The organism is Erythrobacter sp. S158 (assembly GCF_057364915.1).
The window spans coordinates 2729097-2743355 of record NZ_CP200279.1 but is presented as its reverse complement, the minus strand read 5'-3'; the positions used below and the strand labels follow the sequence as shown (position 1 = coordinate 2743355).

Here is a 14259-nt window from a genome sequence, read left to right as displayed (position 1 = left end):
CTTAGCGGTTGTATGTCTTGCCTTCGTCGCTCAGCGCGACCGTGCCTGCATCGACGAGCTTGCCGATCGCACCCGACGATAGCCCGAGGCGCTCGGCGAGAACCTCTTCGGAATGCTGGCCGAGATAGGGCGCTGGTGCAGGGTCTCCTGCTTCCTTTGCAGGGAGGTTCGCAAAGCTTCGGGTTGCGGGATAGTCGAGGCCGGACGGGTTGGTAGGCGAGGGCCCGAACAGCGGATTGTCGGCGACGAGTACCGGATCGTTTGCCGCCTCGTGAGCGGTCCGGTATCGTTCAAAGGTACAACCCTGCGCGGCCATGCGTGCTTCGAGTGATGAAAATTCGTGGCTTCCTGCGACGCCTTGGAACAGCTCGAACAAACGGTGGCGGTGCTCGAAACGCGGGCGGTCGCCATCGGAGAATTTGACGCCGAGTTCGGCTTCAAGCTGGCCGATGGGCGTCGCGAGACCGAAGGCTTCGACCAGTCCGTCCCACTGCTTTGGGGTCAATGCAGCAACCATGAAGCGCACGCCGTCCTTGGTGCGAAAATCGCGTCCGAACGCTCCCCAGATTGCATTGCCCAGCCGTTCGCGGTCAGCGCCGCGCAGGAGCATTTCGGCCATCGTGCCCGAATTGGCGAGCGTACCGATGGCGACATTGCCCAGCGGCACGCGCACTTCGCTGCCCTCGCCCGTAGCGTCACGGTGGCGCAGGGCGGCGAGAATGGCGAAGGCACAATAGGCGCCGGTGATGAAATCCCACGCAGGCATCACCTGATTGATCGGCGGCGCGGTTTCCATCTCCCATTCTTCGGGCCCCGTCATCAGCGGGTATCCCGCAGCGGCATTGACCGTGAAGTCCATCGCCTGCCTGCCGTCATGCCAGCCCATGATGCGCACCGATGTCATGTCGGGCGCGCCCTCAGGCTGCGCAGCCTTCATCGCGTCATGGCTGAGAAAGCTTTTCTCGGGCAGGTTGGTGATGCAGTTGCCGGTGCGCGCGGCCAATTCGACGCAAAGCTCTCGCCCCTCACCGCTGCGCAGGTCGAGAGCGACCGATTTCTTCGCGCGGTTGAGGTTTTCCCAACTGAGCGAACGCCCTTCCTTGGTCAGCATGTAGCGATCGTAATCAAGCCCGCCCGCCTTGTGGTCGACCCGGATCACTTCTGCACCCATCTGCGCACAGTAAAGGCCAGCAGTGGGCGAGGCGACGAAGCTGGAGACCTCTATGATCGAGAGGTCATTCAGAAGGTTGTACATGTATTCCCCTGTTGGAGAGCAATTCGCCTAGCTGTTCGCAGCTTCCCATTCGCGCAGCATATGCTTGGCGATCTGGAGCTGAAGGATCTGCGTCGTGCCCTCGTAGATGCGATAGATTCGCGCATCGCGATAGAAGCGCTCGGCATCGTATTCGGCGAGGTAGCCCGCGCCGCCATAGACCTGCACGACGCGGTCTACTACGCGGCCGCACATTTCGGAGGCGAAGACCTTGAAGGCGGCGGCCTTGACGAGGATGTTCTCTCCCCGGTCTGCACGGGCGGTGACGTCGGCCATCATCGCTTCGGCGGCGTAGATTTCGATCTCGCTGTCAGCCAGCATCGCCTGGATCAGCTGGAAACGTGCGATAGGTTCGCCAAAAGCCTTGCGTTCGTTGGCGTAGCGCACCGCGCTGTCGAGAGCGCGGCGGGCATAACCGGTGGCAGCCGCGCCGACCGAGATGCGGCCATTATCGAGGCTCTGCATGGCGAAGCGGAAGCCCTTGCCGGTCTCGCCGCCCAAGAGCGCATCGCCCGGAACCTTCAGATTGTCGAGCATGATGTCCGAGATATGGCTCGCAGCCTGCCCCATCTTCTTGTCGGGCGAGCCGGTCGAGATCCCCGGCGTGTCCATCGGCACGAGGAAGGCGCTGACATGCGCGTTCTTGGGAAGCGCCTCTTTCTCGGTGCGCGCCATGATGAGAGCGACATCGGCATGCGGAGCGTTGGTGATGTAGCGCTTCGTGCCGTTCAAGACCCAGCCGTTGCCGTCAGGATCGGGCGTGGCCGTGGTCGCCATCGCGGCAGAATCGCTTCCCGAACCGGGTTCGGTGAGACCGAAGCAGGCGATCTTGCCCTCGACCAGCTTCGGATACCACTCCGCGCGCTGCGCCTCGGTTGCGCCGTTTTTCAGAGCACTCGCAAACATGCCGACGTTGATCGAGAAGATGGAGCGGTAGGCGGGCGCGGCATAGGCCATGATGTTCACGATGCGCGCATATTGCGTCATGTTGAGGCCCGCGCCGCCATAATCTTCCGGGACCGACAGGCCGAACAGGCCCATTTCGCGCATCTCGTCGACGATCTCGTCGGGAATGCGGTCGTTCTCGATGACTTCCGGCTCGGCCGGGATCAGGCGCTCGCGGACATAGCGTGTAAGCTGCTCGGCGAACTGTTCGAAAACATCCTCGTCCATGCCGGGGTTCGCCCCCAAGGGGTGCTTGAGTTCGCTGTTCATTCGGCGTTTTCCTCTTGCGCGGGGGTTTCGGGCGCATCCTCGGGCGGCAGGGCGTCTGCGCCTGTCGGCGGCAGCACGCCTTCGGGCAGCTCGCGTTCTTCGAGCATCGAAGCCGCATCGTCGAGCGCGCGCGCCTCGCCCTCGCTTACGCCGCCTGGACCGCTTGAGCCAGCACCCGGACTATCGCATCCGGCAAGCGGAAGTGTGACGGCGAGAGCACCTGCCAAAAGGGGCAATCGGCCCGTGATCATCCAATCTTACTCTTCGGGAGGAAGGTCGGCAGCAGCTTCAGCGGCTGCGGCAGCAGCAGCGGCCTCGGCGGCGACATCGGCAGCGGCGTCGGCGGCTTCCTCGGTAGTCTGGAGGTCAGGTGCGGTATCTGCCGGATCAGCAGGGGGAAGGACCTCGGGGTCTGCGACCGGTTCTTCCGTGACAGGTTCAAGCGCCTCGTCTGCGGGCATCTCGACCGTGTCGGCCTCTGCCTCGGTCGATGCGTCGTCGGTGCTGCCGCATGCTGCGAGTGCAAGAGCGAGCGCGCCGGCGCCTGCGAATTGAATGAGCTTTTTCATGGGAGGCCTCCTCAAATGATCCCAGATTTCGTTGGATCACGGTCTAGCGAGGTAAGCCGGGTTAAGCCAAGCGCCTTTTGCTGCGCCGAAACGGCACAGCGCCAAGACGAGCCTGCGTATCACCGTGCAAACTGAGGTATGACCATACGCTATGGCACACGCACAATCTCTCGATCGCATTCGCCGCACGCCGCTTTCCCGGAGACTGGCAGGCTGGCTCGATACAGTCTTCGCATTCGCACTGGTCACGTTGGCGGTCGGAGTTGGTTTTTCCGCTCCTGCCGAGGCACAGTCGAGCAGCCGACCTTTCACGATTGCCGAGACTGGACGCGGTTACGCCACGCTGCAGGCGGCGGTCGATGCGATCGGCTCTCAGCGCGGAACGATTCAGATTGCGCCGGGCACTTACGAGCAATGCGCGGTGCAGGATGAGGGCGTGATCATCTACACTGCGAGCGAGTATGGAACCGTCACCTTCGCGCGCAAGACATGCCAGGGCAAAGCAGCACTGGTGCTGCGCGGGCTTGGCGCAGAGATCCGCGGGATCACCTTCACCGGCATGGCCGTTGCCGATGGCAATGGCGCTGGCATCCGGCTTGAGAAAGGTGCGCTCAACATCGCCTATTCGCGCTTTGAGGACAGCCAGCAGGGCATCCTTGCGAACAACGATACCGACAGCCGCATCTACATCATGCGCTCGACCTTCAGCGGGCTTGGCACCTGCGAAAATTCAGGTGGCTGCGCGCATTCGATCTATGTCGGCAATTACGGCGAGCTCACCGTGCGAGACAGCCGCTTCGAGCGCGGAACGGGCGGGCACTACGTCAAGTCGCGCAGCGCCAAGGTCATCATCGAGAACAACTCCTTCGACGACAGCGCAGGGCGCGGGACGAACTACATGATTGACCTTCCTGCCGGCAGTCAGGGCGCAATCACGGACAACTGGTTCGTCCAGGGGCGCGACAAGGAGAATTACTCCGCCTTCATCGCGCTCGGCGCGGAGACGGTCATGCATTCCGCCGATGGGCTGGTAATCAAGGGCAACGAAGCGCGCTTCGTACCCGGCCTCACCCGGTCGAGCGTCTTTCTGGCCGACTGGATGGGTGCGCGCGTTGCGATGTCGGAAAACAATCTGGCGCGCGGCCTCACTGGCTACGAGCGGCGCTAGCCGTAGAAGCGCGGCGCATAGGTGACCTCGCCGCTGGGCATTTCACCGTCGAGGAGCAAAGTTTGGAAGTACTCCGCAGGTGGGCCGGGGAAGGTGATCTGTGGCACGTACTGAAATCCGAAGCGCGAATAATACTCAGGGCTTCCCAAGAGCACGATCCCCTTCGCACCCGCCGCCCGCATGTCGGCGATGGCCCGCTTGACGAGTGCTCCGCCGATCCCTGCGCGCTGGACTTCGGGCCAAACGGATACCGGGCCAAGCCCGTACCAGCCTTTGGCGCCATCGCTGATCGTCACCGGCGATATCGCGATATGACCAACGATCCGTGTGCCATCCTCCGCGACAAGTGACAGGGTCAGGTCACCGGCTTTGCGAAGGCGATCCACCAGATGTTGCTCGTCGCCGTCGGAGTGTTTCATGTCGGTGAAGGCAGCCTCGGTGATGGCGAAGATGATCTCTTCGTCGCCGGGTGCTTCGGGGCGGATCGTGATTGGGATTGCAGGACCGATCATGTCAGCAAATGCCCCGAACGATCGCGCTTGGTCGCAAGGTAACGCGCATTGTGCGGATTGTCGGGCAGCTGGTGCTGCACTCTCTCGCTCACCTCGATACCCGCTTCGGTGAGCGCTTCGACTTTCTTGGGATTGTTGGTCATCAGCCGGACCTTTCGTGCGCCTAGCAGATGCAGCATTCGCGCGGCCACCGGAAAGTCGCGCGCTTCATCAGGCAGGCCCAGTCGCTGGTTGGCATCGACCGTATCGAAGCCCTGATCTTGCAGGCGATAGGCGCGCAGCTTGTTAACGAGGCCGATCCCGCGCCCTTCCTGCCGCATGTAAAGCAGTACGCCCCAGCCGCTGTCTTCTCGCGCATGGCGAGCCATCGCATCGAGCCCTGCATCAAGCTGCGGCCCGCAATCGCACTTTAGACTGCCGAGAACGTCCCCGGTGAGGCATTCGGAATGCAGCCTCACGAGCGGTTCGCGGTCGCCTGATTGCTCGCCGATGATGAGCGCAACATGCTCGCGCGTGTCGGCGTTCGAACGGAAGGCCACGATCTCGGCTGTGTCGCAGGCGCTGACCGGCAGCCTTGCGCGGGTGACGATGTCGAGCTGGCCCGCATCGGTGTACGCGGCAAGATCGCTGGCGAGGAGATGGTGCGCTTCGCCGCCTTGCTCCGGGTCGACCATGAAGGCGGGAAGGATGCCTGCGATTCGCGCGAGTTCCATTGCCGCCACGGCTTCATCGGCCCATTCGATCGCTTGTGCGCGGAACGGCCCTTTGAGTGGATTGGCAAGGTCGAGCGCCGGATCGGCGATGGCCCTTGCTTCAGGCAGCGCAATCGGCTCGCCACCACGGATCAGAATCGGGGTGTGAGGCACATCACTTCGCGCCGCTTCGAGTTGATTGGTGAGCTTGAGAGTGGCCGCTCGTGCAGCCGAAATCAGGACGTGATCCGCCGAGGCCGAGCTCGCAATCGCGGTCTCGATAGGAAGCAGCACAGGTCCACCTTCGAACCCGAGAGGCCAGCCATGGCGCAGCGCATCGACGGCCTGCGCCGCGCGCCGCTCTGCCGAAGCGGCAGGGAGGTTGCCCCCCTCGCTCAAATATCGAACTCGGTGACGAGCGGAATGTGATCGGAGGGCTTTTCCCAGCTGCGCGCTTCTTCCAGCAGGCGGTGTGCCTTTGCCTGCGCCGCCAGTTCGGGCGACGCCCACATATGGTCGAGCCTGCGCCCGCGATCGTTCTTGCGCCAGTCGGGCGAACGATAGGACCACCAGCTGTAGTAGCGCTCGGGATCGCGGATGTGCTCGCGCCCGATATCGACCCAGCCATGCGCGTCCTTGAAACGCTGGAGCGTCTCGACCTCGATCGGCGTGTGGCTGACGACTTTAAGGAGCTGCTTGTGGCTCCAGACGTCGCTTTCGAGCGGGGCGATGTTGAAGTCGCCAACAATCAGCGTGGGCTTGTCGACCTTGTCAGCCCACCTGGTCATGCGTCCGAGGAAATCGAGCTTCTGTCCGAATTTTGCGTTCTTCTCGCGGTCGGGAATGTCGCCGCCTGCGGGCACGTAGACATTCTCGATCAGCATATCCTTGCCCACGACCTCGACGCCGACATGGCGCGCTTCGCCATTGTCCTGCCAGTCGTGGCGCGAAATTTCGCGGATCGGAACGCGGCTGACGGTGGCGACCCCGTGATAGCCTTTCTGCCCGCTGATCGCCTGATGCTCGTACCCCATTTCGGCCAGCGCCTCGGCGGGGAAGAGGTGGCTCTCGCATTTGATCTCCTGCAGGCACAGGACGTCGGGGGCCTCGGCCTTGAGATACTTTTCGATGATCGGCAGGCGCAGGCGAGCCGAATTGATATTCCAGGTAGCAACAGACAGCATGGGGGCGATTTAGGCAGCGCCTTCGAAAAACGCCACCTTTCACTTTCCCGACATGCGCATAAGCGATAGCGAGACCCGCAAACTCAATGGAGACCCTTGTGATGACCCGCTCGCTCACCGCCCTGCTCGCCACCACCACGCTCGCTCTGGGCGCCTGCACCACCGATCAGGGAACCGCACCGCTTGCGAGCGCCTCGACCTATGCCGAACCAGCCGACGAGGCGGCCGAGCCTCGCGCGAAGAACGTGATCCTGTTCATCGGCGATGGCATGGGAATTTCAACGATCACCGCCGCTCGCATCTACGCCGGACAAAAGCGCGGGCAGAGCGGTGAGGAATATGTCCTGCCGTTTGAGACTTTCGACAATGTCGCGCTGGTAAAGACCTACAATACCAACGCGCAGGTGCCCGACAGCGCGGGAACCGCGACGGCGATGCATTCGGGCAGCAAGACCAAGATCGGATTTCTGGGAGTGGGTCCCGGGGCACGGCGCAGCTCATGCGCAGGCACGCTCGCCCACCCGCTTCCGCTGCTTGGCGAGGAAGTCAATGAGCGCGGCCTTGCGCTTGGCATCGTCTCGACCGCGCGGATCACGCACGCAACGCCTGCAAGCGTTTATGCGCGCGCCGCAGACCGCGACTGGGAGGCTTATCTCGAGCGTGTCATCGACCCTGAGACCCCCGGCTGCCGCGACATCGCGACCCAGCTGGTCGAAAGCGACTTCGACGTTGCGCTGGGCGGAGGCGCGCGCGCATTCTTCGGCAGCGAAAATGGCGGGGGCCGCCGCGAAGAAGTCGCCGATCTACCGGCAGGCTGGGTCGCTCGCACTGGCGGCACGTATGTCACCACCGCCCAGGAGCTCTCGGCAGCACCGGCAGACACCCCGGTCTTCGGGCTCTTCTCGAACAGCCACATGGCCTACATGGCTGAAAAAGACGAAAGCTCGACCGAGCCGACACTGACCGAAATGACTGCACAGGCGATCACGCGGCTTTCGAGCGATCCCGACGGATATTACCTGATGGTCGAATCGGGCCGGATCGACCACGGCCACCACGCGGGCCGCGCAGGCCTGGCGCTCGAAGAAGCGGTCGAGTTCGCGAATGCGATTGACTACGCAATCCAGAACACCAACCCGGAAGAGACGCTGATCCTCGTCACTGCCGATCACAGTCACGTCTTCACGATTTCAGGCTATCCGAGGCGCGGCAACGAAATTCTCGGCCTCGTCGTTCCGCCCAGCGAAGGCGAAGACGGCGAAGCGGCAGAGCCCACGCTTGCGCAGGATGAAAAGCCCTACACCACGCTCGGATACGGCAACGGCCCCGGCTCGATTGCGGGCGAAGCCGAACGCCCGATCCCCGAAACCGGTGTCGCAGCACGCCAGCAATCGACCGTCCCGCTCTACAGCGAAACCCATGCGGGCGAAGACGTCGCGCTCTACGCCCAAGGGCCGGGAGCGGAAAGGGCACGCGGCGTGATCGAACAGAACGTCATCTACGACATCATCCGAAGCGCTTATGGGTGGGAGTAGCGCACCCGCATCCGCGGGTGCGTCCTCGCTATACGCGCAGCAAAGCTGCGCCCGCTGCGGGCGGCCAGTCGGCCTTGCGATCCGCTTCGCGGACCGACTGGCGGTTTAAGTGAATTTTCGGACGCGCAAGCGGCCGCAAGCGCGACTGCGCGTCCGGAGGGGTGGCGCCGAAGGCGTCGGGTCCCCGGAGGATAGCCAAGCGCGCGGATGCGCGCGCCGGCGCTTGAGGGAAACAAAAAAGCCCCTGTGCCGGGGGCGGTGGCACAGGGGCTTCGTCTTAGCGTTCGTCACGCTTTTGCAAGGCGGCCATTCTCGGTGGAGGGGCAACAGGGGGGAAACCCTTCCTCGCCCGCCTTGATCTAAGAAATACGACCCGTTCGCTTTCGCCTATATGAACGCGCACCTAGGTTTGTCGCGTTCCTACAACTTTTCGCGGGCGAAACGTTCAGCGTGGGCGACGGGATGAGCGGCGCGGATCGCGGAAATTGAACGTGCTGTCAGGAACAGAAACGCCATAGCGGTGATTCGTCAGCCGAACAGTGGTTCGGTGATTCTGCGCATCGAGCGCGACCCAATGTGTCAGCTGCAAGCCGCCCGGAGCACCGGAATTGCGCACGAAGATAAGATTCATGCGCCCGAGTTCTGGCTTGTTAGGATCGCGCACATCGATGCTGAGCACGTCCGGATTGCCGGTGGGGATCAGCGTGCCGTAGTCCTTCATGTCGCGTTCGGGATCGAGCAACGCGCCGAGCGGCGAATTGCGGATCGGCCATCGCTCCACTTGGTTGACCTCGTAATCGACCATGTAGAGCGAACGTCCGTTGGAGACGATCAGCAGGTCCGAATCGCGCCCATAATCGAAGCGGATCTTGCCCGGGCTCTTGAGCGTCATGGTCCCGCGCGCGGTCCGCCCCTGGCGGTCGGTCTGCGAGAAGTCGGCCTTCATGGTCGAAATGCTGCGCAGCGCCGAGACCGCGCGATCGAGGTCGGCGGAGGATTGCGCGAGCGCATGCGGTGCCGGCTCGCCATGCGGCAGCGACACGCCAAGTGCGATCGTCCCGGCAGCGGCGAGGGCCATACCGGTGCGGCGGAGATGTTTGAGCATGGTCATGCCTCGTGATTTAGGTTCGAGGCGTTGAACCGCGGCTTAATCGAAAGGTTCCAAGAATGGGAAGGCATTTCGGCACAAGTGCCGGTAAACCTTACTTGATCTTGGCTTCCTTGAACTCGACGTGCTTCTTTGCGACCGGGTCGTACTTACGGAACACCATCTTTTCGGTGATGTTGCGCGGGTTCTTCTTGGTCACGTAGTAAAAGCCCGTTCCCTCGGTCGAGACGAGCTTGATCTTGACGGTTGCGGGCTTCGCCATGGCGGTTTCCTACAGATCGGGTGAGGCCTGTTCGGCCTGAAAAACAAAGGGCGACGCGTCGTGCGCCGCCTTACAGAAGCGCGCCAATGAGCGATTCACCCTCGAAAGTCAAGCGGAGTTACCAATCCGAACGACTGACCTTGCCGCGCTTGGCCTTCACCTCGCCGCGCGCTTTCTTCGCCTTGAGCCGCTGCGTCTTGCCGACGCGGTTCACGCGGGTCTTCGCACGCCTTTTGGGAGCGCGGTGCGCATCCTTGAGCATCTCTTCAAGCTTGTCGCGCGCCGCTTGCCGATTCGCATCCTGCGTGCGGTGGGCCCGTGCGGTGATGAGAAGGTCACCGCTCGCGGTCAGTTTCGAGCCAGCAATCGTGCGCAGCCTTGCAAAGACCGGAGGCGGTAGGCGCAACGCGTAGACGTTGACGCGCAGCTGCACTTCGGTCGCGACCTTGTTCGCATTCTGCCCGCCCGGTCCCGACCCTGCGAGGAAGCTTTCCTCGGCAAGCGCATGGGCCCGGTCGAGCAGCGCGGGATCCACCCTCAGGCCTCTTCCTGAAGTGCGGGCGCAGGCGGCGCGCTCAGCCCGGCGCGCTCGAAATCGGCAGGGAAGGGTGCATGAGCGAAGATCGTGTTCTTGCCCTCGCGTTTCACGCTGATCGTCTCGGCGTGGAGCATGGTGCGAGGCGCGCCCTTGTTCTGCCCGCGAACCGGACCATAGACCGGGTCGCCGAGCAGCGGCGCGCCAAGACCCTGCAAGGCATGGACGCGAAGCTGGTGAGTGCGCCCTGTCTCAGGCCGGAAGCGGATGAGCGAACGCTTCTTGTCGCCCTCGCCGATCGTCTCGATCAGCTCCCAGTGCGAGATCGCGGGTTTGCCCTTCCTGGCCGCAATCATGCGCCAGCCTTTTTCGGCCGAGCTGATCTTGGAAAGCGACAACTCGATCGTTCCCGAAGTTTCCGAGGGCTCGAAATCGATCACGGCGAGATAGGTCTTGCCCACCAGCCGATCTTCGAAGGCCTTGTTGAAGCGCTTGAGCGCTTTGGGATTGCGGGCGAGCAGCAGACAGCCGCTTGTGTCGGTGTCGAGGCGATGCACCGGGACAGGCGGGCGCTGAAAGCCAAGCTTCAATTGCTCGATATGATCGAACAGCGCCGGGCCGCCGCGCTTGGGGCGGTCGACTGGAAGCCCTGCAGGTTTGTCGATGACGAGCGCTTCGCCGTCTTCGTAGATTATCGGAATGTTCATATGAGTTCTGCTGAAAACAGGCCGCGCACTGCGTTGCCCAGTTGAAAACCATTTGTGAGATCGCCGAGCGTCAATTCCGCTTCGCGCGCCTGACCTTTCTCGATGAGATATTCGCGCAGGACGCCCGGAAGCAGGCCCAGCGATGCTGGCGGCGTAAGCAGCACGCCATCGCGCTCAACAAAGATGTTGGTGAAGCTGCCTTCGGTGACGAGCCCGTCGTCGCGCACCAGAACAGCTTCCTGCGCGCCGTGTTCGCGCGCAGCCTCGAGTGCGTCCTCGTAGAAACCGCGATCGGTCGTCTTGTGCGACAAGCGCCAGTCCGACGGGTCGAGCGGACTGGGCAGTGCGGCGACCTTCACCGCGCCCTCGAAAGGTGCTGGCATCGGCTGTGTCTCAAGCGCGCTGGCACCGCTGCGCGAAGCGAGCAGGCGCAGTTTGACAGGCTGCTCAAGCTCGAAACACAGTGCCTGGATCTGATTGCGCAACGCATGCCGGTCAAACTGAAAGCCGAGCGCCGCCGCGCTTTCCTTCATCCGAGCAAGGTGCAGCTCAAGCAGCGCAATCCCCGTCTCGGGATCGAAGGACATCGTTTCTATGAGGTCGAAACCGGGCGCGAATAGGTCTGGAGAGGAGCGACGGATGAAACCCGCCTTTACCTCGCATTCGCGGCGCTCTCCCAGTGGGTCGCTGTCCGCGACGATGGCGGAACCAACGCCGAGCACAGCATCGCCCTGACCGTTCTCGACGGGTGTGAGCCGAAGCGTGCGAATTGCAACGTTGAAAGCCGCTGCGCCGTCCGAACCGATCCGACCGATCGCCCCGCAATAGGGCCCGCGCGCATCGCGCTCGACCTCGCCGATCAGTTCCATCGCGCGGATCTTCGGCGCGCCGGTGATTGACCCGCAAGGGAAGAGCGTGCGTACCAGATCCATCGCGCCCATCCCTTGCGCCAATTGCGCTCTGACGCTCGACACCATCTGATGCACAGTCGGATAGCTCTCGACTGCGAAGGGCGAATCGACGCGCACGGTGCCCGGCACGGCCACGCGCGACAAGTCGTTGCGCATGAGGTCGACGATCATCAGGTTCTCGGCCTTGTCCTTGACCGAGCTTGCAAGCTCTTCAGCCAAAGCTGTGTCCTGCTCTGCGTTGCTTGAGCGCGGGCGAGTGCCCTTCATCGGCTTGGCCTTGGCTTTGCCGTCCTCATCGAGCGCCACGAACAGTTCGGGCGAGAAGCTGAGCAGCCAGTGCGACCCGTCGAAAACCATCCCGCCATAGCCAGCATTCGCTGCGGCTCTCAGCGATGCGTAGAGCGCTTGCGGATCGCCGCGATACGACCCGGCGAGCGGATAGGTGAGGTTCGCCTGATAGATGTCGCCAGCATGGATCGCTTCGCGCAGTGTTTCGAACGCAGTCTCATATCCGCCGGGCGATAGTTGCGGGTCGAGCGGGCCGAGGCTTGCCGGACCCTCCCCTCTCGCCGCGAGCCAAGCTGGCACGTCGGCAGCAGGGATGTGCGTGGGCGCATCAAACAAGCCGAGCCATACCAGCGCACCGCCTGCGCCGCTGCGCGCTGAGGCGTGAGGCGCAAGGCGGTCCTCGAGTGGGAGGCCAGCTTCGTAAGCGATGTACCCTGCAAGCTCGCCGCCAGTCTTGCGCGCCTGCTCTGCAGCTTCGAGCGCGTCGGCGACTTCGTCGGGTCGATAGGCAATGAATGTTTCGCGCGGGTTTTCGTAATACAGCGCGTCCGCCGCGCCGCCATCGGGTGCGCGGGCATCGTCCAGCAATACGAAACTGTGCGGCTCTGCGTCCTGACCCATGCTCCCGCCTTAGCCTATCCGGCGGCCAAGTCGATAGGTTGACCGTCCCGCTTTCGATCTTCAAACCTCGCGCAAACACTTTTGATCGAGGGCGGGTGCATTCAATGAGCGAGATTTTCCTTGGACTGGGCGGCAATGGCGAGAACCAGAGCCTCGCGCTGGGCCGCGCAAACCGGCACGGCCTGATTGCCGGCGCGACCGGTACCGGCAAGACCGTGACGCTTCAGGGTCTGGCGGAAAGCTTTTCGGCCAATGGAGTGCCGGTGTTCGTCGCCGACGTAAAAGGCGACCTATCCGGCATCGCAATGCCCGGTTCGCCCACATTCAAGCACGCCGACAAACTGGAAGGGCGTGCCAAGGAACTGGGCATGGATGACTATGCCTATTCGGACAATCCGGTCATTTTCTGGGATCTCTACGGCAAGCAGGGCCACCCGATCCGCACCACGATCACCGAGATGGGACCGCTGCTGCTGTCTCGCCTGCTCGACCTCAATGACACGCAGGAAGGCGTGCTTCAGATCGTCTTCCGCCATGCTGATGACAACGGTCTGCTGCTCCTCGATTTCGGAGACCTTCAATCGCTGCTGCAATGGGCGAACGAGAATTCGAAGGAATTGTCGGGTGTCTACGGCAACGTCTCGAAGCAATCGGTCGGCGCGATCCAGCGCCAGCTCTTGAGTTTCGAGGCGCAAGGGGCGGATCACTTCTTCGGGGAGCCCGCGCTCGAGATCGACGATTTTCTCAAGACCGATGAGAACGGGCGCGGCTATGTGAACGTGCTCGCCGCCGACCAGTTGATGCGCAGCCCCAAGCTTTATGCCACCTTCCTTTTGTGGCTGCTCGCCGAACTGTTCGAAAGCCTTCCTGAAGTCGGCGATCCGGAAAAGCCCAAACTCGTATTCTTCTTCGATGAGGCACACCTGCTCTTCGACGATGCGCCCAAGGCGCTTCAGGAGAAGATCGAACAGGTGGTGCGCCTGATCCGGTCGAAGGGCGTTGGCGTGTTCTTCGTCACGCAGAACCCGATCGACATCCCTGAGGACGTTGCTGGCCAGCTCGGCAACCGGGTGCAGCACGCGCTTCGTGCCTTCACCAAGCGCGACCAGCGCGCGATCAAGGCGGCTGCCGAAACCTTCCGCATAAACGAGGAACTCGACGTCGAAGAAGCGATCACCGAACTCAAGGTCGGTGAGGCACTTGTCTCGACGCTCGACGAAGATGGCGCGCCAACCGTGGTTCAGCGTACCTTGATCAAACCGCCGCGTTCACGGCTGGGCCCGGTGACAGCAAAAGAACGCGCGATTATCCAGTCGGTCAGCCCGTTCGACGGCAAGTATGACGAGCGCATCGATCGTGAGAGCGCCGAAGAGGTGCTCGCGCAAAAAGCCGCCGATGCGGTAGAGACCGCTCAAGAGGTCGAGGAAAAGGGCCGCGAGGAAGTGGGCAAGCGATCACGCAAGACCAAGTCGATCTGGGAAAAGGCGATAAGCCGCGGCACCAAGGTCGCCGCCGGAGGCATGGCGGGCGCTGCTGCCGCTGCCGTGCTCGGCAAGAAGTCGCGCGCCAACCCGGTCAGGAGCGGAATCACTTCGGCAGCAGGCTCGATCGCGACCGATCTCGCAGGTCCAATAGCGGGGCGCTTCGTCAGGAACCTGATTGGCGGGTTGATGCGCTAG

15 protein-coding genes are annotated in these 14259 nt (G+C 62.8%); 3 read left to right on the top strand and 12 right to left on the bottom strand.

From position 1 onward, the window contains the following. Position 1 precedes the first annotated feature (1 nt). From AC0V6T_RS13410 to AC0V6T_RS13395, 4 genes are read right to left on the bottom strand one after another with little or no spacing between them, the layout of a single operon-like run. Complete coding sequence (locus tag AC0V6T_RS13410) at positions 2-1255, bottom strand: CoA transferase (protein WP_486127641.1); 1254 nt, start codon at positions 1253-1255, stop codon at positions 2-4. A gap of 27 nt (positions 1256-1282) precedes the next feature. Beyond that, positions 1283-2488, bottom strand: a complete 1206-nt coding sequence (locus AC0V6T_RS13405; protein WP_486127639.1) for an acyl-CoA dehydrogenase family protein — start codon at positions 2486-2488, stop codon at positions 1283-1285. Then, entirely contained in the window at positions 2485-2739 is a 255-nt protein-coding gene (locus tag AC0V6T_RS13400; protein WP_486127637.1) for a hypothetical protein, read from the bottom strand. The genes AC0V6T_RS13405 and AC0V6T_RS13400 overlap by 4 nt, the downstream gene beginning before the upstream one ends. A gap of 6 nt (positions 2740-2745) precedes the next feature. Further along, positions 2746-3057 (bottom strand): hypothetical protein, encoded by a 312-nt coding sequence (locus AC0V6T_RS13395; RefSeq protein WP_486127635.1) that lies wholly within the window; start codon positions 3055-3057, stop codon positions 2746-2748. Positions 3058-3208: 151 nt separating this feature from the next. Between AC0V6T_RS13395 and AC0V6T_RS13390 the strand changes: the two genes are divergently transcribed. After that, positions 3209-4225, top strand: coding sequence for a right-handed parallel beta-helix repeat-containing protein (locus tag AC0V6T_RS13390; RefSeq protein ID WP_486127633.1), 1017 nt, complete (start codon positions 3209-3211; stop codon positions 4223-4225). Here the strand turns inward: AC0V6T_RS13390 and AC0V6T_RS13385 are convergent. From AC0V6T_RS13385 to xth, 3 genes are read right to left on the bottom strand one after another with little or no spacing between them, the layout of a single operon-like run. Continuing rightward, positions 4222-4737 carry a GNAT family N-acetyltransferase gene (locus tag AC0V6T_RS13385; protein WP_486127631.1) on the bottom strand — a complete coding sequence of 172 codons (516 nt, stop codon included), beginning with the start codon at positions 4735-4737 and terminating at the stop codon, positions 4222-4224. The genes AC0V6T_RS13390 and AC0V6T_RS13385 overlap by 4 nt on opposite strands. Beyond that, positions 4734-5828 carry a GTP cyclohydrolase II gene (gene ribA / locus AC0V6T_RS13380; RefSeq protein ID WP_486127629.1) on the bottom strand — a complete coding sequence of 365 codons (1095 nt, stop codon included), beginning with the start codon at positions 5826-5828 and terminating at the stop codon, positions 4734-4736. Before ribA ends, AC0V6T_RS13385 begins: the two co-directional genes overlap by 4 nt. Further along, a complete protein-coding gene (gene xth, locus AC0V6T_RS13375) occupies positions 5825-6613 on the bottom strand; it encodes an exodeoxyribonuclease III (protein WP_486127627.1) in 789 nt (262 codons plus the stop codon). Before xth ends, ribA begins: the two co-directional genes overlap by 4 nt. Before the next feature lie 101 nt (positions 6614-6714). Here xth and AC0V6T_RS13370 point away from each other — a divergent pair, with 101 nt between their 5' ends. Further along, a complete protein-coding gene (locus AC0V6T_RS13370) occupies positions 6715-8148 on the top strand; it encodes an alkaline phosphatase (protein ID WP_486127625.1) in 1434 nt (477 codons plus the stop codon). 445 nt (positions 8149-8593) lie between these two features. On the opposite strand, the gene AC0V6T_RS13365 is transcribed toward AC0V6T_RS13370, so the two are convergent. The 5 genes from AC0V6T_RS13365 to pabB form a co-directional block, all read right to left on the bottom strand. Further along, complete coding sequence (locus AC0V6T_RS13365) at positions 8594-9259, bottom strand: LolA family protein (RefSeq protein ID WP_486127623.1); 666 nt, start codon at positions 9257-9259, stop codon at positions 8594-8596. A gap of 91 nt (positions 9260-9350) precedes the next feature. Beyond that, entirely contained in the window at positions 9351-9518 is a 168-nt protein-coding gene (gene rpmG / locus AC0V6T_RS13360; protein WP_007165948.1) for a 50S ribosomal protein L33, read from the bottom strand. 118 nt (positions 9519-9636) lie between these two features. Next, complete coding sequence (arfB, locus tag AC0V6T_RS13355; RefSeq protein WP_486127621.1) at positions 9637-10053, bottom strand: alternative ribosome rescue aminoacyl-tRNA hydrolase ArfB; 417 nt, start codon at positions 10051-10053, stop codon at positions 9637-9639. A gap of 2 nt (positions 10054-10055) precedes the next feature. Beyond that, complete coding sequence (locus AC0V6T_RS13350; RefSeq protein ID WP_486127619.1) at positions 10056-10760, bottom strand: RluA family pseudouridine synthase; 705 nt, start codon at positions 10758-10760, stop codon at positions 10056-10058. After that, positions 10757-12580, bottom strand: coding sequence for an aminodeoxychorismate synthase component I (gene pabB / locus AC0V6T_RS13345; protein WP_486127617.1), 1824 nt, complete (start codon positions 12578-12580; stop codon positions 10757-10759). Before pabB ends, AC0V6T_RS13350 begins: the two co-directional genes overlap by 4 nt. A gap of 104 nt (positions 12581-12684) precedes the next feature. Here pabB and AC0V6T_RS13340 point away from each other — a divergent pair, with 104 nt between their 5' ends. Next, positions 12685-14259 carry a helicase HerA-like domain-containing protein gene (locus tag AC0V6T_RS13340; protein ID WP_007165952.1) on the top strand — a complete coding sequence of 525 codons (1575 nt, stop codon included), beginning with the start codon at positions 12685-12687 and terminating at the stop codon, positions 14257-14259.